The 25,596-nt window shown below is 54.9% G+C and carries 25 protein-coding genes; 14 read left to right on the top strand and 11 right to left on the bottom strand.

Annotated features, from left to right (window positions below):
• Nucleotides 1-58: 58 nt before the first annotated feature.
• Complete coding sequence (locus HP566_RS14945) at nucleotides 59-1,006, bottom strand: LysR family transcriptional regulator (protein ID WP_249978075.1); 948 nt, start codon at nucleotides 1,004-1,006, stop codon at nucleotides 59-61.
• Between the two features lie 152 nt (nucleotides 1,007-1,158).
• Between HP566_RS14945 and HP566_RS14940 the strand changes: the two genes are divergently transcribed.
• The 4 genes from HP566_RS14940 to HP566_RS14925 all read left to right on the top strand — a co-directional run bounded on the left by HP566_RS14940 (nucleotide 1,159) and on the right by HP566_RS14925 (nucleotide 4,830).
• Nucleotides 1,159-2,145, top strand: coding sequence for an LLM class oxidoreductase (locus HP566_RS14940; RefSeq protein ID WP_249978074.1), 987 nt, complete (start codon nucleotides 1,159-1,161; stop codon nucleotides 2,143-2,145).
• Nucleotides 2,142-2,942: a sugar phosphate isomerase/epimerase family protein gene (locus tag HP566_RS21765; RefSeq protein WP_249978073.1), complete on the top strand. Its 801-nt coding sequence runs from the start codon at nucleotides 2,142-2,144 to the stop codon at nucleotides 2,940-2,942. The genes HP566_RS14940 and HP566_RS21765 overlap by 4 nt, the downstream gene beginning before the upstream one ends.
• 19 nt (nucleotides 2,943-2,961) lie before the next feature.
• Complete coding sequence (locus tag HP566_RS14930) at nucleotides 2,962-3,771, top strand: TIM barrel protein (protein WP_249978072.1); 810 nt, start codon at nucleotides 2,962-2,964, stop codon at nucleotides 3,769-3,771.
• 84 nt (nucleotides 3,772-3,855) lie between these two features.
• The gene (locus HP566_RS14925) at nucleotides 3,856-4,830 is read left to right on the top strand and encodes an LLM class flavin-dependent oxidoreductase (protein ID WP_284041499.1); all 975 of its coding nucleotides are present in this window, start codon (nucleotides 3,856-3,858) and stop codon (nucleotides 4,828-4,830) included.
• Between the two features lie 54 nt (nucleotides 4,831-4,884).
• Here the strand turns inward: HP566_RS14925 and HP566_RS14920 are convergent, their stop codons facing one another.
• The 3 genes from HP566_RS14920 to HP566_RS14910 are packed head-to-tail and all read right to left on the bottom strand — an operon-like array spanning nucleotide 4,885 to nucleotide 7,855.
• The gene (locus tag HP566_RS14920; protein WP_249978071.1) at nucleotides 4,885-6,186 is read right to left on the bottom strand and encodes an amidohydrolase; all 1,302 of its coding nucleotides are present in this window, start codon (nucleotides 6,184-6,186) and stop codon (nucleotides 4,885-4,887) included.
• Between the two features lie 15 nt (nucleotides 6,187-6,201).
• Nucleotides 6,202-7,650, bottom strand: coding sequence for a sodium:solute symporter family protein (locus HP566_RS14915; protein ID WP_249978070.1), 1,449 nt, complete (start codon nucleotides 7,648-7,650; stop codon nucleotides 6,202-6,204).
• The gene (locus HP566_RS14910) at nucleotides 7,643-7,855 is read right to left on the bottom strand and encodes a DUF3311 domain-containing protein (RefSeq protein ID WP_249978069.1); all 213 of its coding nucleotides are present in this window, start codon (nucleotides 7,853-7,855) and stop codon (nucleotides 7,643-7,645) included. The genes HP566_RS14915 and HP566_RS14910 overlap by 8 nt, the downstream gene beginning before the upstream one ends.
• Before the next feature lie 151 nt (nucleotides 7,856-8,006).
• Here HP566_RS14910 and HP566_RS14905 point away from each other — a divergent pair, with 151 nt between their 5' ends.
• On the top strand, nucleotides 8,007-8,948 hold the full coding sequence (locus HP566_RS14905) for a LysR family transcriptional regulator (protein WP_249978068.1): 942 nt from the start codon (nucleotides 8,007-8,009) through the stop codon (nucleotides 8,946-8,948).
• Between the two features lie 56 nt (nucleotides 8,949-9,004).
• Here HP566_RS14905 and HP566_RS14900 read toward each other — a convergent pair whose 3' ends face one another.
• The 3 genes from HP566_RS14900 to HP566_RS14890 form a co-directional block, all read right to left on the bottom strand.
• Nucleotides 9,005-9,202 carry a tautomerase family protein gene (locus HP566_RS14900; protein WP_249978067.1) on the bottom strand — a complete coding sequence of 66 codons (198 nt, stop codon included), beginning with the start codon at nucleotides 9,200-9,202 and terminating at the stop codon, nucleotides 9,005-9,007.
• A 127-nt stretch (nucleotides 9,203-9,329) separates the two neighbouring features.
• Nucleotides 9,330-10,250, bottom strand: a complete 921-nt coding sequence (locus HP566_RS14895; protein WP_249978066.1) for a LysR family transcriptional regulator — start codon at nucleotides 10,248-10,250, stop codon at nucleotides 9,330-9,332.
• Between the two features lie 72 nt (nucleotides 10,251-10,322).
• Nucleotides 10,323-11,240: a LysR family transcriptional regulator gene (locus HP566_RS14890; protein WP_249978065.1), complete on the bottom strand. Its 918-nt coding sequence runs from the start codon at nucleotides 11,238-11,240 to the stop codon at nucleotides 10,323-10,325.
• A 162-nt stretch (nucleotides 11,241-11,402) separates the two neighbouring features.
• Between HP566_RS14890 and HP566_RS14885 the strand changes: the two genes are divergently transcribed.
• From HP566_RS14885 to HP566_RS14875, 3 genes are all read left to right on the top strand, one after another.
• Entirely contained in the window at nucleotides 11,403-11,858 is a 456-nt protein-coding gene (locus HP566_RS14885) for a DoxX family protein (RefSeq protein ID WP_249978064.1), read from the top strand.
• Nucleotides 11,859-11,926: 68 nt separating this feature from the next.
• Nucleotides 11,927-12,874 (top strand): glutathione S-transferase family protein, encoded by a 948-nt coding sequence (locus tag HP566_RS14880; protein WP_249978063.1) that lies wholly within the window; start codon nucleotides 11,927-11,929, stop codon nucleotides 12,872-12,874.
• Nucleotides 12,875-12,946: 72 nt separating this feature from the next.
• Nucleotides 12,947-13,762, top strand: coding sequence for a DODA-type extradiol aromatic ring-opening family dioxygenase (locus tag HP566_RS14875; RefSeq protein ID WP_249978062.1), 816 nt, complete (start codon nucleotides 12,947-12,949; stop codon nucleotides 13,760-13,762).
• A 31-nt stretch (nucleotides 13,763-13,793) separates the two neighbouring features.
• Here the strand turns inward: HP566_RS14875 and HP566_RS14870 are convergent, their stop codons facing one another.
• The gene (locus HP566_RS14870; protein ID WP_249978061.1) at nucleotides 13,794-14,699 is read right to left on the bottom strand and encodes a LysR family transcriptional regulator; all 906 of its coding nucleotides are present in this window, start codon (nucleotides 14,697-14,699) and stop codon (nucleotides 13,794-13,796) included.
• Nucleotides 14,700-14,903: 204 nt separating this feature from the next.
• Between HP566_RS14870 and salA the strand changes: the two genes are divergently transcribed.
• The 3 genes from salA to HP566_RS14855 all read left to right on the top strand — a co-directional run bounded on the left by salA (nucleotide 14,904) and on the right by HP566_RS14855 (nucleotide 18,921).
• On the top strand, nucleotides 14,904-16,205 hold the full coding sequence (salA, locus tag HP566_RS14865; protein ID WP_249978060.1) for a salicylate 1-monooxygenase: 1,302 nt from the start codon (nucleotides 14,904-14,906) through the stop codon (nucleotides 16,203-16,205).
• A 95-nt stretch (nucleotides 16,206-16,300) separates the two neighbouring features.
• Entirely contained in the window at nucleotides 16,301-17,410 is a 1,110-nt protein-coding gene (locus tag HP566_RS14860; protein ID WP_249978059.1) for an NAD(P)-dependent alcohol dehydrogenase, read from the top strand.
• Nucleotides 17,411-17,466: 56 nt separating this feature from the next.
• Nucleotides 17,467-18,921 carry an aldehyde dehydrogenase family protein gene (locus tag HP566_RS14855; RefSeq protein ID WP_249978058.1) on the top strand — a complete coding sequence of 485 codons (1,455 nt, stop codon included), beginning with the start codon at nucleotides 17,467-17,469 and terminating at the stop codon, nucleotides 18,919-18,921.
• 281 nt (nucleotides 18,922-19,202) lie between these two features.
• Here HP566_RS14855 and HP566_RS14850 read toward each other — a convergent pair whose 3' ends face one another.
• The 3 genes from HP566_RS14850 to HP566_RS14840 all read right to left on the bottom strand — a co-directional run bounded on the left by HP566_RS14850 (nucleotide 19,203) and on the right by HP566_RS14840 (nucleotide 22,211).
• Nucleotides 19,203-19,970, bottom strand: a complete 768-nt coding sequence (locus HP566_RS14850; RefSeq protein WP_249978057.1) for a MipA/OmpV family protein — start codon at nucleotides 19,968-19,970, stop codon at nucleotides 19,203-19,205.
• 514 nt (nucleotides 19,971-20,484) lie between these two features.
• Nucleotides 20,485-21,039, bottom strand: coding sequence for a TetR/AcrR family transcriptional regulator (locus HP566_RS14845; RefSeq protein ID WP_249978056.1), 555 nt, complete (start codon nucleotides 21,037-21,039; stop codon nucleotides 20,485-20,487).
• 203 nt (nucleotides 21,040-21,242) lie between these two features.
• A complete protein-coding gene (locus tag HP566_RS14840; protein ID WP_249978055.1) occupies nucleotides 21,243-22,211 on the bottom strand; it encodes an alpha/beta hydrolase in 969 nt (322 codons plus the stop codon).
• Nucleotides 22,212-22,625: 414 nt separating this feature from the next.
• Here HP566_RS14840 and HP566_RS14835 point away from each other — a divergent pair, with 414 nt between their 5' ends.
• The 3 genes from HP566_RS14835 (at nucleotide 22,626) to catC (ending at nucleotide 25,416) form a co-directional block, all read left to right on the top strand.
• The gene (locus HP566_RS14835; RefSeq protein WP_249978054.1) at nucleotides 22,626-23,603 is read left to right on the top strand and encodes an alpha/beta hydrolase; all 978 of its coding nucleotides are present in this window, start codon (nucleotides 22,626-22,628) and stop codon (nucleotides 23,601-23,603) included.
• A gap of 352 nt (nucleotides 23,604-23,955) precedes the next feature.
• Nucleotides 23,956-25,074 (top strand): muconate/chloromuconate family cycloisomerase, encoded by a 1,119-nt coding sequence (locus tag HP566_RS14830; protein ID WP_249978053.1) that lies wholly within the window; start codon nucleotides 23,956-23,958, stop codon nucleotides 25,072-25,074.
• A gap of 51 nt (nucleotides 25,075-25,125) precedes the next feature.
• Nucleotides 25,126-25,416, top strand: a complete 291-nt coding sequence (gene catC / locus HP566_RS14825; protein WP_249978052.1) for a muconolactone Delta-isomerase — start codon at nucleotides 25,126-25,128, stop codon at nucleotides 25,414-25,416.
• Nucleotides 25,417-25,596: the final 180 nt, after the last annotated feature.

Raw genomic sequence — 25,596 nt, 5'->3', positions numbered from 1 at the left:
GATACGCCACCTCTGAACAATCGGTCAACAATTACTAACGGCTGCTAAGGGTGAAACTTTAGTTTAGTATTTTTGGGTGATAGAAACCTTCTATGTCGTCAGGAGCCCCAAGCCGAGCCACCATAAAGTCCACAAATGCTTTGATCTTGGGTAGCGGTTGGCGGCTGGAGGGCCACAGGATGCAGATGCGGCGGTGATCCTGGACGTGCTCTGTCAGCACACTGACCAGGCGCCCGTGCAAGAGCGCGTCGGTAATGGCGAAGTCCGGCAGCAGGGCAATGCCAACGCCTGCCTCGGCCATGGCCTGCAAGGGCCCGGTCCCATCGGCGATCACGGATTGGGGAAGCTCGATGGCGGCAGACTCCCCTGGCGTTTCTGGATTCAGGGTTTCCAACGGCCACGTTGCCAGTTTGCCACTGGAGGGGAAACGGTAGCGCAGGCAGACGTGGGAGGTCAGTTCCTCGGGGCGCAAGGGCATGCCGTGCTGGGCCAGATAGGCTGGCGCGGCCACCAGGTGGTGCCGGTAGCCGCGGAGTTGCCGCATGGTCAGCCGGGAGTCGCTGAGCTCACCGATGCGTATCACCGCATCGAAACCCTCCTCAATCACATTGACCAGGCGGTCAGTGAAACTCATCTCAAGTTCAATATTGGGAAATGCCTGCTGGAAAGCGGTCAGGTGGTGCATAAAGTGTTCGCCGATGTGCGGCAGGCCCACCCGCAACTTGCCCTGTGGCGTGGCGCCAGCTTCGCTTAATTCTGCCCTGGCGGTATCGAATTCGGTCAGAATGCGCTGACAACGCGCCAGGAACAGCTCGCCTTCAGCGGTCAGGGTGATGGAGCGGGTTGAGCGATGAAACAGGCGCGCACCCAACTCCTCTTCCAGACGCGCGATCGCCTTGCCGACCGCAGAAGAGGAAATGCCCAGCCGACGCCCAGCCTCGGTAAAGCTTCGGGTCTCGGCGGATTGCACGAAGGCGCCCAGCGCACCGAAGTAGTCCATGGCCATGGCGGCTCCTCTTTCTATTGATGAATAATATTCCTTTATGTTTTGAATACTAGCCTATTTTTCTCCTGACGAGGACTCTTTACAGTACTCGCATCCCGATATAACGGCTCCCTCCCCAGGTGGCCGGACATTTTCCTACTTGCGAGGCGCTGATGGCGACTTCTGCCGCTCTTCCCCCCGAACTGGCCCAGCACGCCGGTTATGCCCGGGTGTTTCGACCCGGCCACCTGACCTTTGGCTTTATCGCGCCATTGGAAAGCTACCCGGATACCGTTGGGCCGACCCTGAGCGACCATGTCGAGATGGCCCGCAAGGTCGACGAGGCCGACTTTTCGGCAATCTGGCTGCGTGATGTGCCCTTCTATGATCCCAACTTTGGCGATGTGGGCCAGGTGCTGGATCCCTTGGCCTATGCGGGTTTTCTCGCGGCAGTCACCCGACGCGTGGCCATCGGCACGGCGGGCATCGTGTTGCCGCTGCGCGATCCGTTGATCGTCGCCAAGCAGGCCGCCAGCGTGGACCAACTGCTGGGCGGACGCTTCCTGATGGGGCTGGCCACCGGCGACCGGCCGGTGGAGTACCCCGCTTTCGGCGTGGATTTCGACAACCGTGCCGAGCGTTTCCGTGATGCGCTGGGCATCATCCGTGCGGTCACCGAACAGCACTGGCCGGTGCATGCCTCGCGGTTCTACGGGGAGCTAACTGGTGGCTTGGAGATGGTGCCCAAGCTGGCGGCCACACGGTTGCCGACCATCATCATCGGCCATGCCGGGCAGACGCACGAGTGGACGGCTCAGCACAGCGACGGAATCATTTCCTATATCGCCAACCCGCAGCGCATCCCGGCAATCCTCGACCAGTGGCGCGCGGCCTGCCCGCCCGGTGTATTCACACCCTATGGCTACGGCACCATGTTTGACCTGGACCGGGACCCAAACGCGCCACTGCAGCCCGGCCGCGTGCTGCGTGCGGGTCGCAACGCATTGCGTGAGCTATGGCTGCGCCAGCAGGAGCAGGGCGTTTCCCACGTCGCCCTGCACTTCAAGCCGCAGCGGCGTCCCGCGGCGGAAGTGATCGACGAACTTGGCGAGCATCTGCTGCCGCTGTTTCCCAGCCATGCCCCCGGAGCAAGCGCGTGAACCGATCATTGCATCATATGGATTTCATTTTCCAGACCAAGCTGGGCACCTACCCGCTGGCCGTGCAGTGCGAGATGCTGGCCGAACTGGGCTACCAGGGGCTGACCGTATCGGCCTGGAGCAAGGAGCTTACGTCGCTGCCGCAGGTGAAGTCGCGGTGGGGATTGGACGTGGGGGCGATCTACCTGATCTACCGTCAGGGTTTGGAAACCTTCGTCACCAATATCTTCGAGTCCATCGAAGGCTGCAGCAGTATCGAGCTGGCCCTGCACTCCGGCGACCGGGTCACGGATGCGGACCGGCGGATGCTCGCAGCGCTGCTGCCGATCGCTGAGCGCCGGGGCATCGACATCGCGCTGTACCCCCATGGGCGCTACGGCATGCAGACTACCAGCGAGGCGGCCGCTCTGTGCCAGGAATTCGACCACCCGAACCTGGGCATCGTGTTCAACGGTTACCACTGGTATGCCATGCAGGAAAAGGCGCTGGAGCAACGCCTCGATGCGCTCTGGCCATGGCTGCGCCAGGTCAATATCGCCGGTGCACGCCTGTCGCCACTGGGCTGGGGTGAGCTGGCCACCATCGAACCGCTGGATGAAGGCGAGCTGGATAACTTCGTCCTGCTCGGCGCGCTGGAGCAGCGCGGCTACACCGGGCGCTATGGGGTGCTGGGCTGGGAGAGCATGGGCGGCGATGTGTATGGCAACCTGCAACGCTCGCACACCGCCTTCCGTTCCATGGAGCGCCGCCTGGCGGCCCACCCCGAGTGGGCCATCATGACCCCGCTGCCTTACTGAGCCACCGCCAGGAGACATCATGACACATGCCATCCATGCGCTGGACTCGTTCTTCTATAACTCCATGGGCGTGTACCAGTTCCAGTCGCAGTGCGAAATGCTCGCCGAACTCGGTTACGACGGTATTACCGTCTCGGCCTGGGGCGGTACGCCGTTCACCGACCTGTCGCTGCTGCCTGGGGTTAAGGCACAACATGGTCTGGACATTGCTGGGCTCTATCTGGTGCTACACGAGGGGCGTAACGATGCGGTGCTGCGTGACATCATCGAGACCGTCGAGGGGGTGGAGCTGATCGAGTTGGCCATTCAGACCACGGTCAATGGCATCGATGGCATCCTGCGCAGCATCGAATCGCTGTTGCCGATCATAGAGCGCCGTGGTCTGCGCCTGGCCCTGTACCCGCACCTTCGGCATGTCACACAGACTACCTACGAGGTGCAGCGCCTGTGCGAGTACTTCAACCATCCTCGATTGGGCATGTTCTTCAATGGCTACCATTGGTATGCCAGCCAGGAAGGGCAATTGGAACAACGCCTGGAGGCGATCGAACCCTGGCTGATGCAGGTGGATCTCTCTGGGAGTGCCCTGTCACCGCTCGGCTGGGGCGGCGTCGCGACCATGGAACCGGTCGACCGGGGTGAGCTGGACAACTTCGCCGTGGTCGCCGCGCTGAACCGCATAGGTTATACCGGCAGGATTGGTATCCTCGGCTGGGACTACGGGGGTGATATCTACCTCAAGTTGCAGCGCTGCCTGGCCACCATGCGCGCCATCGACGCGCGTCTGCAGATCCGCCCGCACTGGGCGGAGATCGAGCCCCGAACCTGATCCAGTGTGCATTTCTGCATCCATGAACCCATGAGCCGCGGCGGCTGAGGTGCTGCGCGGCATACACCTCTGAAGGAGTCACCCTTGGCTACGCTATCGGTACTTGACCTGATGATGATCGGCGAAGGCAAGACCTTCGCCGACACCCTGAACGAAGCCGTCATGCTGGCCCGCCATGTGGAACAGCATGGCCTGCAGCGTTACTGGATTGCCGAACACCACGACCTGCCGGGCATCGCCTCCTCGGCCACCACCCTGCTGGTCTCCCACCTGGCCGCGGCCACCCGCCGCCTGCGGGTCGGCGCTGGGGGGATCATGCTACCCAACCATTCGCCGCTGATGGTAGCGGAGCAGTTCGCGACACTGGACACGCTCTATCCCGGGCGGATCGACCTGGGGCTAGGGCGCGCGGCAGGCGCCGCCGGCCCCAGCATCCGTGCCCTGCGCGGCGATGCCTCGGAGCGGGATTTCGAGCAGGATATCGGCCAGCTTGCGGACTATCTGCTGGATAACGGCCGCCAGCCGGTGCGCGGCATTCCCGGCAACCACAAGGTGCCTCTCTGGCTGCTGGGATCGAGCATGTACAGTGCCGATCTGGCAGCCAGGCTTGGCCTGCCCTACTCCTTTGCCTCGCACTTCGCCCCGCATTTCTTGCAGCAGGCCGTGGCCCACTACCGGTCAAATTTCCAGCCCTCCGCGGTGCTGGACACGCCCTACGTCATCGTCGGCGCCAATGTCATCGTCGCCGATACCGAGCAGGAGGCCCAGTTTCAGGCCAGTTCGCATTTCCACTGGGTCAACCTGCTGCACCAGGGGCGGCCCGGCCCGCTGCCCCGGCCCCAGGAAGGCTATCTGCAGCGGATTTCCGAGGTCGAGCGGCGTGGCCTGAAACAGGCAATGGCCTATTCGGCAGTGGGCGACACCCGCCAGGTCGGCGACTGGCTACGCCACTTCATTGAGCTGACCCAGGCGGATGAGGTGATTATTGATGCCCGCATCCATGACCCCGTGGCGCGTTGCCGCTCTTATCAGTTGGCAGCAGAGTCGCTGGCCGGTTGAGCAGTTAAGTAGATGCAGGGACGTTTCAGGCGCGTGTGACGGCGACGACTAGCGCTAGTCTAAGTAAGCCAGTGCGCCGGTGGTCATCGCTTCAATGCCGGTGCGCAGTGTGACGTCGTTGCCGGGGTAGTAGTAGGGCGAGTGCGGCATTTCAAGATGGCGCATTTTCTGAGCAACATTGTCGCCTGGTGTCTGAGCCCAACGCTCGGCAGGGGTGGCGCCAATAAACCAGTAAACGCAGGGAATATCCTCGCCGTCAAAACCGCCTGCTGCAGCGTTACCGAGCAGCGGGAAGTCCTCACTGGCATTAAGTCGTGGCATGGCGTAGAGGTTGGCATCACCAAAGTGCTCGGCGTGGGCGCGGCGCACACGCTCAACCGCCGCAGGATCGTTGTGCAGGGCAATGGTTTCATTGAGCACCCGAATCTCTGGTGGCTTGGGCGTGCGGCCCGCTTCGCACTCAGCTCGGATAATACGCTCAATAGACGTGACCACTTGGCGGTGCAGTGCATTATCAAAGCTGCGAATATTGATCTCAAGCTCTGCCGAGTGAGGAATAATATTGGCCTGGGTACCTGCGTGGAGCTTGCCAACGGTCACTACTACGGTGTCCTCCGGCGGTACTTCCCTGGCAACGATGCTCTGCAGGCGGGTAACGACATGGGCGGCAATCACCACCGGGTCTATCGTTTGGGCGGGCATGGAACCGTGGCCACCATTGCCGTGAATGGTCACGGCAAGGTTGGTGCAGGCCGACATCACACTGCCATCGCGGTGGCCAATGGTGCCTGCAAGGGCAGGCAGATTGTGTTGGCCAAGGATGACGTCGGGGCGGGGGAAACGCTTATAGAGGCCGCTATCGAGCATTGCTTTTGCGCCGCCAAAAATTTCTTCCGCTGGTTGGCAGATAAGCATCAGTGTACCGGACCAGTGTTCTTTAAGCCCTGCCATGACAGCCGCCGTGCCCACAATACAACTACTATGCAGATCGTGCCCACAGGCGTGCATCATCGGCACCTCATTGCCATCCGCTGTCGTAGCCGTTTCACGGCTGGCAAAATCCAGCCCAGTTGCTTCCTTGATGGGCAGCGCATCCATGTCACCACGCAGCATGACGGTAGGGCCTTCGCCGTTGTAAAGCAGTGCCACAACGCCTGTGCCGCCGACACCTGTGGTGACATCGTAGCCGTGCTCGCCAAGGGCTGTGGCGAGCAGCGCGCTGGTGCGGTGCTCCTGAAAAGGCAGTTCAGGGTATTGGTGAAGTTCCTGGTAGAGCGACCGGGTGGTGTCGAATGCTGCGGTTACCTGTGCACTTAAGAGGCTCTTAAGTGCCAGAGGGGGGGATAGCATCGTCATGCTGACTCCTGGGGCTTATCGTGGAGTGGATGGGGTGAGTACAGGTTTGGAGAACCACTGATAGGCCGCCACAACGCCGATATTGAGCAGCATCGCCCAGATGCCGGCATGCCAGCCGAGTGGGGAGCTGAAAGCAAATTCCAGCAATAGATAGGCAAGGCTGCCCGCCAGTGCGCCAGCCATGACGCTGGCCCGCCGCAATTGAGGCATAAACAGTGCGCCAATCACCATAGGGAAAAGCTGCACAATCAGCCCGTAGGCACCCAGCAACAGCAGTACCAGCGAGGCGGGATTGGCCAGCGCGAACAGGTAGGCGATCAGCGAAAGCCCCAGTACGCTCCAGCGGGTGGCGCTGACGACTGCCTTCTCGCTGGCGCCCTTCATCATGGTGGGGCCGACCACATCGCGTACCAATACGATGGCCGCAGTGTGCGCCAGATTGGCGCCGGTAGACATGGCCGCTGCCAGTGCGCCAGAGAGCATCAGGCCGATGACCCAGGGCGAGAAGTTGGCTACGTCCATCACCATACGCAGCAGCACGGTGTCGGCACGCGTTAGTGGGTCGTCAGCAAACACCAGCACCCCGGCGAAGCCGATGAACAGCAATGGCACCAGCAGATAAGCATAGAGTGGGTAAAAGACGCTGACTTTACGCAGGGTTTTACCGCTATCAGCCGAGTAAAACTTCATGAACAGGTGTGGCCACATAGCGCCGCCGAAGGCACTGACCAGTACCGCAGTGCTGAAGTAGCCCCAGTTCATGCCAGTAGCGCCAGGCATAGTGAGGTATTCGGGCATGGTCAGCTGGATCTGGCTGAACATCTCGCCGACCCCACCGTAGAGCCGCCCGGAGATCGACAGGCCAAGGAACCAGGCGATGGAGATCATCATGATGCCCTGGATTAGGTTGGTCCAGCCGATACCGTTAAGGCCGCTGCAGAATACATAGGCAGCAACCACCACGAAGGCCAGCAACGCACCAAGCCAGAACGGAATCAAACCGTCGGTGGCGGCCTGGAACAGTAGCCCGGCGCCGGCGATCTGAATGGTCAGGTAGGGCACCAGAGCCAGCACACCGATTACCCCGGCAAGGATGCCTAAGGGCTTGCTCTGGTAGTGGTCGGCGATCATATCGCCCTGGGTCAGGTAGCCTTTCTGACGCCCCAGTTCCGAAACCCGTGGGCCCATGGCCCAAATAGTGATGGGTATCAGCGATAGATAGGCCAGGATATAGAAGGCGGGTGCGCCGTGCTGATAGCTCCAGCCCGGCGCTCCCAGAAAGGCGAAGGCGGAAAAGATCTCGGCACCGAGGATGAAAAACAGGATCACCACACCCACATGGCGCCCGCCTGCCACATAGCCTTCGAGACTTGAACTCTGCTGGCCGCGGGCACGCAGGCCCACCCACAGCACCAGGATGAGATAGGTCAGGGTGATGCCGATGATGATCAACGAATCACTCATGGCGACCACCTCCGTGGCGGATCACGTAGGCCACCCACATGCCGACGAACAGCACCAGCATCCATAGGATGTACCAAAAGAACAGAAAGGGAAGCCCGAGCACCGTGGGTTCGATACGATTGGCGATTAAAGCACCGGGCCAGATCATTGCCAGGGTGCACAGCGTAAAGTGCAGCCCCACTAACAGGTGGTAAGTCTTGTTCATAGAGTTTCCTGCTCGCCGTAGCGAGTCTTGTAATGAGTTGTTCATTCACTATGAAACAAGCAGGGGGATACCAGAAATATAGATTTTTGATGCTATCCATATCATATTGGTATGGATTTTGTAGGGTGATCAGGGGCTGACGGGTGAAATAGTGTCTCCGCGCCCAAGCGTACGCGAATTCATTCGAGGTCTTACTAAGCCCATGGAGTTTCGTCAGCTTGAGTACTTTGTTGCCGTTGTAGAGACAGGGTCGATTTCCGCTGCCAGCCGACGTGTGCATATTGCACAGCCAGCACTAACCCGGCAGATGCAACTGCTGGAGGAGGGGCTGGGCACGCCGCTGCTGGACCGACATGCCCGCGGCGTTCGCTTGACGGTAGCGGGGCGGATGCTTTATAGCGAGGCTACCCGGCTACTCGACGAACGGGTGGATATCAAAGCGCGCCTACTAGCGCTTGGCAGTGGCCAAACAGGCAAACTAAGCCTTGGGGTCACCGTCACTCACTTATGGGTGCCTGAAGTTGCCAAGCTGATGAGAGGTTATCGTGAACGCTACCCACAAGTGGCGCTGGATGTTTTTACGTTGCTCTCCGGGCCGCAGTTGGAAAAGCTGCAACAGGGGGGGCTTGATGCCGGTATTCTCTATCACGATGATCATGTGCCGTCAGGAATTGAGGCACGCTTACTACAGCGCGACCACCTTGTGCTCGCCGTTCCTGCTTCGTCGTCTTGGGTACAGTCACCACCCAGGCGCTTAGTGGATCTAGCTGAGACCGAATTTATATGGGGGTATCGTAGTGTGTCACCGGTTTATTATGACCGTATGGTGGCACATTTTGCACGTCTAAACTTTGAACCCCGTGTGGTGCAGTATGGCGCTGATAACATCACGATTCTTAGTATGATATCGGCAGGGCTGGGGGTGGCGATTGTGCCAGCCGCCAGCAGTAGTCATCCCACGCCCGGTGTCCGCTTTATTGAACTGGAGGAGTTAACTACCTGCGATATGCCGCTATGGCTGGCATGGCGTGCGGGTGAAGTATCCCCTGTGCTCGATAACTTTATCCAAATGGCAGTCGAGATGTTTGTTTAAAACCGATAGCAGCTCGCTTTAAGGTGGATAATGGGGCGAGTGAACGGGTGAGTGTATTAGCTTGATTTTTTAAGCGTTTCGGCAAAGATCTCACCAGAAATTGCCCAGTTTTCCATACTGACGTCATTGAAAATGACATAAACGTATTGTGGGTCGACCTTACCATGCAGAGCAATCGCATCGGTGACGGCTTTGGCAATGGCCGGTTTGGCATCGTCACGGCCATCAAACATCTGAATATTCACAACTGGCATGTTACATCCTCTTTAGCGGTAAACAGTAGGCTTCGTTGAGCTAGCAGCTCAAGAATGCAGTTTAGTCCTACCCCAAAGGTTGATAAACACACTACAATCCGATTCAGAGTGGAATTAAACTCGACAATCAGCCGAAGGCATTCTGCCCTGCCAGTGCAACCAGTTCGTCGATAATAAAGCGAACGCTGGGTAGGAGCTGGTATGAGCGTGGCCAAATGACATTCAGTTCGGTGGGTGAGGGGGCCAGTTCAGAGAGGATCGTTACCAACCTGCCCTGGTCGATAAAAGGCCGCAGTAACGCCTCTGGAAACTGTACGATTCCCGCCCCCGCCATACAGGCCTCAATCATGGCATCGCCATCACTTATTTGATGGAAGGGGGTGGGGTTGAAGCGCACTTCCCGGCCGTCTTCGTCTTTGATTAACCAACTCAACGGTGTGCCGCCCCGCCAAGCCATTAAGCAGCGGTGTTGTCTGAGTTCCCGTGCATTCTGAGGGTACCCATAGTGCTCAAGATAGCTGGGCGATGCACAAAGCACGAGATGCTGGTCATTAAGCCGTTTGGCTACCAGGTCGGTACTGTCTTTTAGCGCCCCATAACGGATAGCGAGATCAAACCCGGCATCCAGTGGGTCAATGATGCGGTCATTGAAGGTGATGGTGAGTTTCAGATGCGGATAACGTTCGGCCATCCCCAGTAAAATAGGCATCATCACCGAACGACCAAAAGCGGCGGGCATATCAATCCGAACCGTACCGGACGGCTCGGCTAGCTTGGAACGTAGCGATGCTTCTGCCGCCTGAAGTGTGTCCAGGGCGCTTTGGCAACTGGAAAAATAAGCTTCCCCTTCCGTTGTGAGACTTAGTTTGCGCGTGGTCCTGTAAAGTAATTTTGTTGCTAATTGCTGCTCCAGCTTGGAGATGCTTTTCCCTAGTGCCGATTTCGAAATGCCCAGTTCATTGGCCGCAGCAGTAAAGCTTCCCGCTTTGGCAACGGCCACAAAATGGACAATGGCACGTGGATTACCAGAAAAAACCGGACTGCTCATGGTAAGTGATCCTGTTTGACCGAGCGGACTTACACGACACACTATATGAAAGCGATAGCTAACAAGCGGATGTTATTTGCTGGTTTCGAAATTGTCCCAGTAGGGCGGGTCTCCGAAATAGCCGTCTAAAAAGTCGATAAAGCAGCGTACCTTGCTCGCTAATAATTTGCGGTGTGCGTAAACAGCATAAAGACCTAAAGGGCTGGGTTCGCTCTCAGGAAGAATCACTTTCAGTTGGCCCCTGGCGATTGCCTCACCTGCAATGAACGTCGGTTGAATGGCAATACCTGCCCCTTCGATCGCTGCTTTGCTGAGCACATCACCATTATTACTGATCAGGTCTCCCTCTTGATGCCGTCCGGCTGCCTGGAGCCACTCCGTGGTGGGCAGCCCTATATCGTGATCCATATAGCTGTAGCGCAGATATCGATGTTTTTGCAGCTCGCTGAGGGCCATGGGCGTGCCGTGGCGGGCTAGATAATCAGGTGAGGCGCATATCACCAAGCGTACAGGGGCGATAAATTTGGCGATCAGGGAAGAGCTTTTCAAATGCCCAATACGCAACGCAATATCAAAGCCTTCCTCCACAATATCAACTTTTCTATCGTTCAGCTGTAAGTCAATGCTAACGGCTGGGTGTGCGCGTTGAAAGTCAGTAAGCAGTGGTGCCAGGTGCAGTATCGCAAAGGATACAGGGGCACTGATTCGCAAACGTCCCCGGGCACCCTCCTGCAAGTCATTTAGCTGACGATCCATATCGTCGATATCGTCAAGCACCTGCTGGGCATGTTCAAAGTAACGCATACCCGCTTCCGTGAGATGTACTTTGCGGGTTGTACGGTTCAAAAGACGCACGCCAAGGCGCTCTTCCAGCTGGGATACATATTTGCTGACTAACTGAGGCGACATATCAAGTCGCGCGGCGGCCTGGGTGAAAGTTCCTGCATTAACCACGTTGACGAAGGCCCGCATGGCGTCAATACGATCCATTCGGTTTACTCTTTGGTTATTGGTAGGAAGATTATCAACATTTTGTTGTTAATTATGCAACATGTCCGGCCTTATTGTTTCTTAACGACGAGAGTAAAGTTCATCCAACAGCAAGACACAGATTTCTGAACAAACGATATTACACTACTTAAGGACACTCTCATGAAGAAGCAATTCTCACACGCATTGTTTGGCTCTACTGGTGGATACGCGGCCCTGGCTTTGAGAGTCCCGGTCGGCCTGATTTTAGCGGCACATGGGGCACAAAAATTGTTTGGTTGGTTCGGAGGCTATGGTTTGACAGGTACCGGACAATGGATGAGCAGCATTGGTCTGGAACCAGGTTATGCCATGGCATTATTGGCAGGAAGCGCCGAGTTTTTTGGAGGCATTGCTTTATTCCTGGGGCTTCTGACACGCCCGGCGGCGGTTGTTTCGGCCTTCACTATGCTGGTCGCCATTTTCAGCGTTCACTTTGATAACGGCCTGTTCCTCACTAACAACGGGTACGAATACGCGTTAACGCTTTTCGCTGCCATTGTCGCGTTAGCCATCCAGGGAGCAGGGCGTTTGTCAGTCGATAAAGCGCTGCAGCCACGCTTATTTCATAGCCGCTAATAACTCTTCAACATATTGATCGCTCCGTCAGTATTGACGGAGCTTGTTGTGAAACGGGGGAGACGAACATGTTGGTTAACGGAATATGGCAGGAAAACTGGCACCCTGTTCAGGCCAAAGACGAAGAGGGGCGGTTTATTCGCCAGTCATCGTCGTTTCGCCATTGGATCACGCCAGACGGTTCGCCAGGAGTAACCGGTCAAGGTGGCTTTAAAGCAGAAAAAGGCCGCTATCATCTCTATGTCGCTTATATCTGCCCCTGGGCTTCCCGCACGCTCATGGTGCGCCAGCTGAAGGGGCTAACGGATCTGATCAGCGTGACGGTGGTGAATCCCCGGTTATCCGATAACGGCTGGCAGTTCGGTGGTTATCCTGGTGCTGATGAAGACCGCCTTAACGGAGCCCGTTATCTGCATGAGCTGTATTCACAAGCCGACCCAACCTACACCGGGCGAGCAACGGTTCCTGTTTTGTGGGACAAGAAAACACACACCATTGTCAATAACGAGTCAGCCGATATCCTGCGCATGCTCAACAGCGCTTTTGAGGAGTTTGGTCAACCGGGGCCAAATTTATACCCGGCTGATTTAGCCGATGAAATCGATGCCTTGAACGAGGTTATTTATAGAAACCTTAATAACGGTGTTTACCAGGCAGGGTTTGCTTCAACTCAGCTGGCGTATGAAGAGGCGTATCACAAGGTGTTTCTGACCCTGGATGAGCTTGAAAAGCGTTTGTCAGACGGGCGCTCTTATCTGTTTGGCGAACAACTCACAGAGACCGATGTGCGGCTGTTTGTGACCTTGATAAGGTTTGATGCTGCCTATCACGGGCTATTTAAATGCAATCGGAATACGCTGAAGGCCATGCCACACCTGCATGCTTATATGCATCGGATCAAGGCGATTAATGGCATCGCCGACACGGTCAATATCGAACACATCAAAGCGGGGTACTACTCAATCAAAGCACTGAACCCCAGCGGCATTGTGCCGGTAGGCCCAGCATCTCTGTAGTTCTTAGGTTAATAGTTTAACTGCTGCGCTCTATTAGGTACGAAACCTTACTCACTGACTGGAAAAATGACCATGAACACAGCTCCAGATATCCTTTTTCTCTCACACGGCGGAGGACCGCTGCCCTTGCTGGGCGACCCAGATCACCAGGAAATGGTCGATTCGCTGACAGGTATTGCAAACGCCATTAGCAAACCGTCTGCTATTTTGGTGATCAGCGCTCATTGGGAAGCGCCTGTGCCTACGATCACGTCAGGCGCCACCCCTGGGTTGATCTATGACTACGGGGGCTTTCCACCGGCAGCCTATCAAATTCAGTATCCCTGCCCCGGTGAACCGGAGTTGGCGCAACAGGTGAGCCAGGCACTTGAAAACGCCGGCATCCCGGCCCAGCTAGATGCCAACCGGGGGTTTGACCATGGTGTGTTCGTGCCGCTCAAAATTATGTACCCGGAGGCTGATATTCCGTGTGTCCAGCTCTCGCTGGTGAACAACCTCAGCGCTGATACGCATCTCGCCATTGGCCGAGCACTCAAATCTCTGCAACGAGAGAACCTATTGGTGATTGGCTCTGGTTTTTCATTTCACAACATGCGGGAATTCTTTAGCCCTATTACCCAAGAGAGCCAGGCAAAAAATCAGGCCTTTGAAGAGTGGTTAGTGAATACCTGTGCCAGCCCAGACATCGACGAAGCAGAGCGCAGCCGTCGCCTGGCTAATTGGGATCGCGCACCCTATGCACGCTTCTGCCATCCCAGGGAAGAGCACCTGCTGCCCCTGCATGTATGTTATGGCTTGGCTGGCAGGCCCAGCGATGAACAGTTATCGGCCACTATATTGAACAAGGCATCTGGCATGTTCTATTGGTCCCGTGATAGTGCCAGGTAAGGCGTACTGATGGTGGCGCTGCATGAGAGCACTACTCGGAGAACATCTCAAACATAAGCCCCCGCAACCAGCGGTTGCCGGGGTCTTGGTGAAAGCGGCGGTGCCAGAAGAGGTTGATGGGAATGTCGGGGAAAGCGAAAGGGTGCTCACGAACGGTGAGTCCAAAACGCGCTTGTGTCGCCTCGGCCAGCTTGCTGGTGACCGTCACCACTAAGTCGCTGCTGCTGACAATATAGGGAACCGCTGCAAAATGCGGTAGTGTCAGCCGAACCGGGCGCTCAATGCCGGCGTGTGCCAGTTGCTCTTCGATAATGCCATGACCAGTGCCCTGGGCAACCACCACGGCGTGGGGGGCTGTGCGAAAGTCTTCCAGGCTAAAATTCCCTGCGGCGAGGGGGTGGTCATCGCGCATCAGGCAAATATAGCGCTGCACAAACAGCCGTTGCTGGTAAAAACCAGCACCAAGCTGTGGTATCAGGCCAACGGCCAGATCAATCTGCCCCTCCTCCATCTCGTGTTTCAGATCATTATCGTGGCGACGTACGGTACTGAGTGAAACGCCAGGGGCCTCTTTCGCAAGGCGGCGTAGTAAGCGTGGCAGAAACACGATTTCACCAATATCGGTCATATTGAGATGAAATGTGCGTTCACTCAGTGCGGGGTTGAAGTCATCGCTCAGGTTCAGTGTGTCATTCATCCTTACTAACGCATCGGCTATGCCTGGGTGCAACTGGCTCGCACGTGGCGTTGGCTGTAGCCCATGAGAGGTGCGTTCGAAGAGTTCGTCATCCAGCAAGCGTCGTAAACGCTTCAATGCATGGCTCACTGCTGGTTGAGTGATGCCTAAACGTACGGCAACCCGCTGAGTATTTTTCTCCTGATAAAGCAGGTCAAAGACCACCAGCAGGTTAAGGTCAATATCGACAAGTTGCACCATCAGTGAACGCCTTGTTGGGTGTACGACAATAGTGGAGGCCTTTGAAGGGATGTGCTCTCAACCATTTGTTTTCATACTGTTATTAGTGATGTTTATAGTCTGAATGAAAGGGGTTGTGTGGTGGCTGCCTGTTTACGCGAATAGCGTTAGGCAGGAGCGTGATGCTTAACATGATAACCATAATTCCCTGAGCAGAGTGAAACCATGAAAATTAACAACAATGCTGTGAAAAGCACCCAGCACAAGCGTCTTTCTATTGGTATTGTAGGTGGTGGTATTGGCGGCGTGGCCTTTGCTGTTGCGCTGTCCCGTGATAGCCACCTGGATGTACAGCTTTTCGAAGCCGCGCCGCAGTTTTCCGAAATTGGGGCTGGCGTCTCTTTTGGCCCTAATGCGGTGAAGGCGATTCAGCGGCTGGGTCTGGAAACCTCGTATCAGCGTATTGCCGACCACTCCCCAGCCCCCTTTGAGGATGTCTGGTTTGAGTGGCGTCGTGGTACTGATGATGAATACCTGACAGCCAGCCTGGCGCCAGGCGTTGGCCAATCTTCGGTACACCGGGCTGATTTTCTGGATGCCATTGTTGCCAACCTGCCTGAGGGCATTGCTCACTTCGGCAAGCGCTGTATTGAGGTGCAGCAGGATACCAATAGTGCAACGGCCTACTTCGACGATGGTAGCCATTTTACCGGCGATGTGATCATTGGCTTTGACGGTATCAAATCAGCAGTGCGTCACCATGTCTTGCCCCCCGAGCAGTATGGCGAAATAAATCCGGTCTGGAGTGGTACTTATGCCTACCGCGGTATGATCCCCACTGCGGAACTGGAGGCGGCCCTAGAGGCTAAAGGCAGCGATAAGCGCCTGGCGCTGGTGCCTCAGATGTATTTAGGACAAGACCGTCATATTCTGACCTTTCCGGTTAAGCAATCGCAGTTGATTAACGTTGTTGCGTTTATTACTGACCGCTCTACACCGTATCCCAAGCTGAGTGAAGGTGAAGAGTGGGTGCAAACCGTTAGCCAGCAGGAAATGCTGGAGGTTTTCGCCGGCTGGAGCCCGGCCTGCCAGGCAATTCTGGAGCGTATCCCCGCACCAACACGTTGGGCACTACATGAGTTACCTGAGCTGGCCCGTTACCATCGTGACCGGGTATTGATTGTCGGCGATGCTGCCCATGCATTGGTGCCGCACCAGGGGGCGGGAGCCGGTCAGGCGCTTGAAGATGCTTATGTGTTGGCAAGCCTGCTGATGGATGAGTATTGTGACCGCGACACAGTGAGTGATGTCTTATCCGCTTTTGAACAAGTGCGCCATGTCCGCACCTGCAAGGTACAGAGAACATCGCATGAGGCCGGGGATGTCTATGAATATGCCGGTGTTGGTATCGGTGATGACGAAACGAAATTGATCGAAAACCTGGAGACCCGTTTTGATTGGCTCTGGAACCACGACCCACATGACGATGTGATTGCCGCTCGACAGTTGCAAGTCGTCCTGACGTAGTCAGGACGACGGCATTCGGGTTTGACAACAAAAACCAAGGGGGATGTGAGGGTACGAGCAACGAATTTTTAACGTAATGTAAAAGGAGAGAGTTAATGGCAACCACAATCAAGGCTGCTGTAGCACGCAATACCGGAGAGGCGCTTACGGTTGAAACACTGGAACTGGATGAGCTTCAAAATAATGAAGTAAGAGTGGAAATGGTCGCTACAGGTATCTGCCATACAGACGCTATTGTAAGAGATGGCGTTTACCCTACTCCCTTGCCTGCGGTGCTGGGCCATGAAGGAGCCGGTGTGGTCATTTCAGTAGGTAAAGGCGTCAGAAATGTCAACGTGGGGGATCACGTTGTACTCTCGGCCGCTTATTGTGGTGTCTGCAAACAGTGCCGTGCTGGCCGGATGGCGTATTGTGAAAACCTCTTTGCTGAGGACTTTGGTGGCCGCCGAAGGGATGGTTCGACGTCCCTGTCCTGTTGTGGCGAATCCATTTCCTCACATTTCTTCGGGCAGTCCTCCTTTGCGACGTATGCCAATGTCGTGGAAGAAAGCGTGGTGGTTATTGACAAGGATGTGCCATTAGAACTGATGGGACCTCTGGGTTGTGGACTGCAAACGGGGGCTGGTGCCGTTCTCAACGAAATCAAACCAGAAGCCGGGTCATCATTAGTTGTCTTTGGTGTAGGGGCTGTTGGCTCAGCAGCCATTATGGCGGCCAAGGTTGCAGGGTGCACGACAGTGATTGCCGTTGATGTTCATGACTCCCGTCTGGAGTTGGCACTGGATATTGGTGCAACGCATGTCATTAACTCCAGCAATAGCGACGTTGCCGAAGAAATCAAGGCGATGACTGATGGGGAAGGAGTTCAGTACGCTATCGACACAACAGCGATTCCCGCGGTAACGAAGAAAGCCGCCGAAACGCTGGGGATTCGGGGTGTTCTCGTATTGGTGGGCGCAGCAGCTCCTGGCACGGAAGTTCCATTTGAAGTAGGCGCCTCTCTTGTGAAAGGGTGGACGTTTAAGACAGTCGTGCAGGGTAGCTCCATACCGCAGGAGTTTATTCCTCGCTTAGTCAAACTGTGGAAGCAAGGCCGTTTCCCATTTGACAAGCTGGTTAAGTTTTATTCCCTTGATGATATCAACCAAGGCTTTGAAGACTCCAAAAAGGGGATTGTGATTAAGCCTATCGTAAGGTTCGAGTAACCTTTTGATATAGCTAAGTTACCCCCCCCTGACAGTTAAATAGAAAGGAAGCCGACATGACGATTGCCAAAGGAAATGTTGTCAAAATTGGCCACTTTATTGATGGTGAAATAAAAGACGCCAGCGAGTATCGCAGCCATCTCGATCCGGGGAAGCTCTCGGACGTTGTGGCGAATGTAGCGATAGGCACGGTCGATGATGCTGAGCTAGCCATTCAGGCTGCGCACAAGGCTTATCTTTCGTGGAGAAAAGCTGAGCCGAAAGCACGTATTGACATGATGATGAACGCAGGCGAGATACTGAGTGAATGCGCAGAAGAGCTGGCGCCGTTACTGGTACGTGAGCATGGTGGTGTGCTTTGGGAAGCTCAGACCGATTTTGCCCTTGGCAAAAGTGTACTTCAGCATACGGCGAGCCTGGCTGAAGCCTTCCTTGAGCCGGTTAATATTGATGACGAACAATGTACGATTCGTATTGAAAAACAGCCAAGGGGCGTTGTGGCCGCGATTGTTCCCTGGAATATGCCTGTTGTGTTAACGATGATGAAGCTGGCTCCGGCCCTGGTGACGGGTAATACTCTGGTGTTGAAGCCTTCCCCCTTTGCGTCTGCAGCACTAACCATTGCACTGCAACGTATGGCTGCAGCCTTTCCCCCTGGGGTCATCAATGTGGTGCATGGTGACGTTGAGGTGGGTGAAATGCTGACCACCCATCCGCTGGTGCGTAAAGTTGGGTTTACCGGTGGTACCGCGACGGCGCGTGCGGTTATAAAAAGCACCGCCGAGTCGATCAAGAACCTTACGCTGGAGCTGGGAGGTAATGATCCGGCGATTGTGCTGGACGACGCCAATATTGAAAAGACGCTGGATCGTATGCTTCCCGGTATCTTTGCACGCTCCGGTCAGATCTGCTTTGCCGTTAAGCGAATCTATGTGCCGCGTGCCATGCATGATCAGTTTGTCGATGCCTTATGTAACCGGGTGAACGAGTTTGTGGTGGGACACGGCCTGAGCGAGGAGGTTAATTTTGGCCCCCTGGCAACGGAGGCTCAATACCAGAATGTGCTCAAGCTGATTGATACCGCAAAGGCATCTGCGGCCCAGGTGGTTGAATTGGGGCGTATGGCCGATGGTGTCGATAGCAATGATGGCTATTATGTGTTGCCGCATGTGGTGATTGGAGCGTCGCACACTGACCATGTAAGCTGTTGCGAGCAGTTTGGCCCGGTAATCCCCATCATTGCCTATGATGACGAGGAACAGGTGATCGAATGGGCGAATGATACCGAGTACGGGTTGGGTTCCTCTGTCTGGACCTCGGACAGTGAGCGTGGCATGCAACTGGCTTCCCGAATTGAGGCGGGCAGCACCTTTATTAACAGCCACTCCTTCGAATCACTGGATCTACGCATGCCGTTTGGTGGCATTAAGCATAGTGGCATTGGCCGTGAGTTCGGGGAAGCAGGGCTTTCTGAGTATGTAGAGGAGCATGCCATTCGCCTGCAGAAGTAACCACGTGCCGCGATGCACTAATAAGCATTAGCCGTGGTAGAGTAGTAAAGCCCACACAGAGCGCTGTGCTCCTCTGATCCACATCATCCCAATATCCACTTGCTGGCGGATAGGCGTCTCTTGAGAAAGCAGCGGCTTTGCCAAGCCCCTAAGCCAAGCCCCTAACTCTAGAGCACTATCCGCTATGGGTGAAAGCGTATCCCCCGGAATGCCGCCTTGCTATGGCCCATCCCTGTTGAGCGACAGACCTGTGCGGCACCCCAGGTAACTGCTTAAGCGCTTCACATCCGGTAGTTTAGCGTGAGCATACCGAAGGGCTGAGTCTTATCCTCCACGAGTGGGCTATCATTCACTTCACCGAGCAGGGATGTCATGCTGCCCGTCATACTCAGCGTAATCCGGTCTGTCATTCGGTAAGAAGCCGTGAGTAATGCCGAGATATCTTTAAAGCCGGAGCCAGCCGAAAATTGAGGAAGACCGGAAGCCGCAGATTCCGCAGCGGTAATGCCGAAATATCGGTCATTATATCTGGCGTTCGCCCAGGTAGTGGCAAGTGTAGGTGTCAGTGAGAATCGCGATGAAAGTGCGAAAGGATAGGAAATACGTGCATCTGCAATGACCCCTTCGGTGCCACCTGAAACTACCTTGACCACACCAAACGAAACAACGGAACCGCCTGCCTGTATATCTGCGAAGAGCCGTCCGCCCACGCCACTGGACAGGCTATCGATGCCGTCTGGAACATCGCGGTTGCGATATCCCGGAACAAAAACGATGCTGCTGCCGATCGTGATGTTCTCCGTTCTTATCGGCTCGAAACCTATACCGTTACGGAGATTGGTAAAGAACCTGCCATGCTTGATATCGATCACAGGCAGTGGCATTACGCGGTAATCCCCTGCTCCCTGATAGACAGGCATTATCCCCGCACCGACACCAAGGATGACCCGATCCTGGCTTCGCGCTTCCATCGGGTAAGCAAAAAGCATTAACGACAGTACGAATAGGGAGAAGGCAAATGCTTTATTGGCAAAGCTTTGTGTATTCATTTTGGACTTTTTCCTTGGATGAATAGGGGCAGGGGTATGTCGTGTTGAGACACGTTTCTATAGTGGGATTACTTAAGCTCAGTATTTCAGTGCCAACAGCTTGATTCTCAGACCGCACCACACCACCGCTACCTTTTTGCCGCAACGAAGAGTATCAGCTGCGGTTCAGGTGTGTAGCCTCTGGGATGTGTTAAGTGATACGATCTTGATCACTTTATACATTTTGATTCACTTTTAATCAATAGCCGTTCGGATGCTCTATGAAGGGGCCGGGTGACAGGCAGCCGTCATGCCCGTTGTACGATAACAACGGTCTGGTTTAAGGGGCTGGGGATGGTTTGCATTGCCAGGGAGGGGCGCCCAGGGGAGGGGCGCACCCGCTAAATTGGATGGATGGCTAATGCGGTATGGCTCTGTAGGGCTAAGGGTAAAGGTAGTTGGACCAATGATGGCTAGCCGATTCCACCGCAGATGGCGGGCTGTTGACGTACCAGTGATCGGGCGCGCTTACATATCAGTGGTGGCCGCCAATGCCCTCCAGCAGAAGTTTCATGAGTCTCTCGTGATAGCTATCATCATGCAATTGGGGGCTCTGGGCGGCGACCGCCATACGCAGGACGGCAACCAGGTCCTCCAGGGTGAGGTCGGAACGAACCTTTCCGGCAGCTTTGGCATCGGCGAGCGGTGTCTCCAACTGGCGCAGGAAACTGTGCCGCCGAGCCTGTAGCTCAGGATCTTTGCTGACATAAATACGCCATGCATCTTCCATCTGGGGGCTTTTACGTGCGGCACGCGCAAGCTTATGAACCACCCCCAGCAGAATATCTTCAGGAGGCAGAGCAAACCCTTCCTTCAGGATAGGCTCAACCGTGCGTTCAAAGATTCCCAGGAAAAGCGCGCGCCTGTCGGGAAAGTGGCGGTAAAGCGTTGCTCGGCCCACATCAGCAGCTTTGGCGACTTGTTCGAGAGGTACAAAGGCGCCATGTTCGGCGAAAACACGCTCGGCAGCGTCCAGAATCGTATTGCGGTGGCGCACCACATCGCGTCGTTCTTTTCGGGTTTCAGTCATGGGCCAGTCAAAATAAGTAAAGACAGCTTTATTACCCAAGCCGGGTATCGCAGGTAGGAGGAAACCATGCCACACGAACGAGGCAGTTACCAGTTTGCTACTAAGCGGTGCGCGCTCCAGCGGTTACCAGGCAGGGGGCTGTCACTCCATATCTGGGTTCAGTAAGACGGGTTCCATATCATCCTTTTGTTGTCAATCACGCATCATTTATAGGGCTTTTTTTCGGCATAGGGGCCAGTACCTGACCACAACCAACGCAGCGTATCAGGAAAAATGGCGCCGCCATGCATCAGGTTGTGGCCACCTTCGCCAAATTCGAAGTGAAAATCATACTCACGATACTCCAGTGCAGCGGCCATCGCCTGGTTTGCCAGTCGAATATCACCAAAAATGCCATTGATATCTTTCTGGCCCGTTTGCAGGAATACCTTGATATCTTTTTGCTCATTTTTGCGTATCAAGAAGGGGTAGTTATGCCCACCACGTATATCCATGAAGCTGCCACAGTGACTGATCACCCCGCCAAACAGGTCGGGGCGCATCCAGGCAAGTGTAAATGCACAGATGCCACCTGAACTGATGCCAACCGCTGCCCGGCGACGAGGATCTTGCGTCAAAACATGCTCTTTTTCGATTTCAACCAGTAGCTCTTCCTCTAGATAGCGAGCGTAGTCCCCGTTAATAGGGTCATACTCAATACTGCGATTGTCATTTCCACCCAAAATCGGAGTACCCGGGCCTTTATCTCCTGGTTGAACAAACAGCGCGATGGTTGGGGGTATTTCTGCCGAATGAATCAGGTTGTCCAACACGTTATTAGCCTGCATTTCAGGCCCGAGATAAAATCCACCATCCTGAAAAACAATGAGGTTCGCTGGCTGCTTTGGAGAGTATTGGGCCGGAACATACAGCCAGTAATCGCGAGCGACACCTGGGTATATAGCCTTACTGACATGATGCCCTTTGGTCAGTGTTCCCTTGGGAGTGCCTGTCTGTGGTAGCGAGTCTTCGCCCAAGCGATAGGGTTCGTCACCTTTGAGTGCTAAGCGGTAGGCTTCGTGATCTTTCTTGGGCAGCGTGGGGGGGCAGATAAAGTCAGGCATAACAGTGCTGACTATCCCACTGGGCACGTAAAAGGTATCTTGGTTAATTGAAGAGATTTTCTGGCTCATAGGTTTCTCGCATCCATTATAGGTAAGAAATTAAAGCAATAGACGCACTAAAAGGGCAGGTTTACTTTTAACGTAAGGAGACAAGTAAGATACAAGCTATAAACTTGCCGATTGGGTTGTTTAACGTTCCTCTAAGTCCTGTGTTTAATCGCATTGTTAAGATAGAGAAGCCATTGCTGGCATTATAATCTATAACTATTGGTTGATAAATGGGCAAAAATATTATTCAGAGTTGACTCTCAGTCTACAGTTGAGCTGTATTGATGCTGCCGAGGAGGGACGCTGCATTCATTCGAAAAAAGTGTAAGAATCTATTGATTAAATGAGTTTTGAAGCACTATGAGGTGATGTTAAAAGAGCGCTCTAACTCCACTCGGTACCATGTTGATGATCAAAACCTATGAGAGGTATGTAATGCTTAAAACGCTGTTGTTAAAGACTTGTCATATTTTACTGTGCTTGTGTGTAGCATTACCTGCCTATGCCCAAAGTATTTCCGAAGCTAACCTGGAATTCGCGAGAGAGTTACGTGCGCAATTTGCCACGTCCACTGAAGAGGTCGGAGTAGCAGAACCCGTGCGTGAAATCCGAGATATTACAGTGGCAGCCCAGGATCCAGCCCGGGAAATTCCAACCCGCCTTTATCTGCCGGCACATGCTGCTACCACTGATCTGCCGGTTATTGTTTTTGTGCATGGCGGAGGATTCGTGGCAGGGGATTTAGACTCTTACGATCCACTGATGACCGCACTCGCCAATCGAGTGCAAGCGGCAGTTCTATCCGTTGATTACCGGCTAGCACCTGAAACACCATTCCCTGGTGGCTTGGAAGATGTGTATGCGGTGGTTGCCTGGGCTTCAGTTAATGCTCCCTCTTTTGGTGGTGATGGGACGCGCCTCGCGGTCAGCGGCGACAGCGCGGGAGGCAATATAGCCGCTGCTACCTCTATGCTTGCTCGTGACCGCGATGGCCCAAAGATAGCCGCACAATTGCTAATGTATCCGACCCTGAGTAACAAAATGGATACGGATTCTTGGAATGAGCTTGGTGATACCTATTTTCCTACCAGAGAGATTAATTCCAGAGTTATTGAAGCCTATGTACCGGAAGGAACAAGCCACTATGACCCTCTTGTGGCACCGCTTTGGGGTGATCACCATGACCTGCCGCCCACTCTTATTATAGTGGGTAGTCTGGACCCACTGCTGGATGAAGCCAGGGATTATGTGGCAGCACTGAATAACGTGGGTGGTGAGGCCAAGGTGGTTGTATATGAGGGGGCCGAACATGCTTTCCTGCAGTTTTTCCAGAATCAGGAAACAAGCCCAAGTGGAGACTCCGCACTATCAGTTGGCGCTGAGTTTCTCGTCGAGAAGCTGTCCGCAGATTGAAGTGACGGGAAACTATTATTCTTTTGTCGCAACAGCATTGGGGCGTGAGGTGTTATCGAGCGCAAAAGCTGAAGTGAAAAGGCTGGCAGACATAGGCAATAAGCCTGCAATTTCACGGAGCCTTTGATTAATCGTCGTAAGCGTTTGCCCCGCCTGGTTGCTGGCGGTGCAGCCTTAAGCTGCACCGTTTTTTCGTTGATTTTTCCTTGTTTAGTCACCGCCCGCCGACTTTTCGTACAAAGCCTGGTAATACCTTCTCGGTATGGCAAGGCACCTAAACAATATTGGTTCCGTCTGCTAACGCCAATCAAACTGGTATTCAGTGAAATGATTGCCATACGCCGGAGCTGCCATGTCAACCGTCATCCAACATATTGAGACGCTGCTGGTCGATTTACCGACCATTCGTCCTCATAAGCTTTCCATGACCACCATGGCCTGCCAGACCATGGTCATTGTACGTATGCGCCACTCCGACGGTATCGAAGGGTTAGGTGAAGGGACCACTATTGGTGGCCTTGCCTATGGCCCGGAAAGTCCAGAGAGCATTAAACGCAATATTGATACCTATCTGGCACCTCTGCTGATCGGCCAGCCCTCTAACAACATTCACCAACTACGTCGCCGTCTCAATCGGCATACCCGGGGCAATATGATCGCCAAATCGGCGCTGGAAACAGCGCTGTTGGATGCTCAGGGCAAGCGTTTGGGTTTGAGTGTCGCCAACCTGCTCGGCGGAGCTTGCCAAGAGCACCTACCCGTACTTTGGACGCTGGCCAGCGGTGATACCGCCAAGGATATCGATGAGGCGCTACTGCGTTTAGAACAGCGTCGGCATTGCGACTTTAAGCTGAAAATTGGTGCCAACCCGGTCGATCAGGACGTACGCCATGTGGCGGCCATCAAAGAAGCATTGGGAGATCGCGCCAGCGTCCGCGTTGATGTGAATCAGGCATGGGATGAAGCGACGGCAGTGAGGGGTGTTCAGGCATTGCAGGATGCCGGTATTGAACTCATTGAGCAGCCCATTGCCGCTCGTGAGCACGCGGGGCTAGTTCGTTTGGCTAACCGCTTTAATGTGCCGATGCTGGCGGATGAGGCCGTACAGGATGCCCGTGATGGACTGGACCTTGTGTGTGGTGGGTTCAGTGGAGCCTTCGCCCTGAAAATTGCCAAATCCGGTGGTATTCACGGTGTGCTGGAATTGGCCCATGTTGCTCAAGCGGCTGGGGTGGGCCTATACGGCGGCACCCTGCTAGAGGGCACTATTGGTACGGCGGCCTCCCTGCACGCCTGGGCCACACTGCCGGAAATGACCTGGGGTACGGAAATGTTCGGCCCGCTGCTGCTGAAAGACGACATTGTTGTTGAGCCCCTCAACTACACCGAGTTCGGGGTGGACTTGCCTCAGGGGGCGGGGCTGGGCATCACATTAGACGACGATAAATTGGCTTATTACTCACGTAAATAACAACGTGCCAGCCAGAGGTTGCGTTTGCCCGTGAACCAGGAGGAGAGACGTATGCTGTTTCAAGTAGAGATGACCGTTAAGTTGCCAGCCGATATGCCAGCAGAACAGGCGGCAAAGATTAAAGCGACCGAAAAGGCGTACTCACAGGATTTACAGCGCCAGGGTAAGTGGCGCCACTTGTGGCGAGTGGCTGGCAGCTACTCGAATGTCAGCATTTTTGATGTGGAAGACAACGCTGAACTGCAAGAGCTAGTCAGCAATCTGCCGTTGTTCCCCTATATGGAGATCAGCGTCAAACCGCTCTGTCGTCACCCCTCTTCGGTGCGCGACGACGACAGCTAATTACTTATAGAACACGCCAGTTCGCATGACACAACAACACTCATAACAAACAGAGGGTTTCCCCATGACCGTGAAGATTTTCGACACGCCTGACGTTCAAGACTTCCTAAACGCCATCGCCGGCTTTGATCAGGAAGGCGGCAACGACCGCGCCAAACAGATGGTTCATCGCCTGGTCGG

Source organism: Vreelandella olivaria, from assembly GCF_023507745.1.
Classification (GTDB): domain Bacteria; phylum Pseudomonadota; class Gammaproteobacteria; order Pseudomonadales; family Halomonadaceae; genus Vreelandella; species Vreelandella olivaria_A.
Note: the sequence above shows the minus strand (reverse complement) of the source record. Positions and strands in the feature narration are given on the sequence as shown.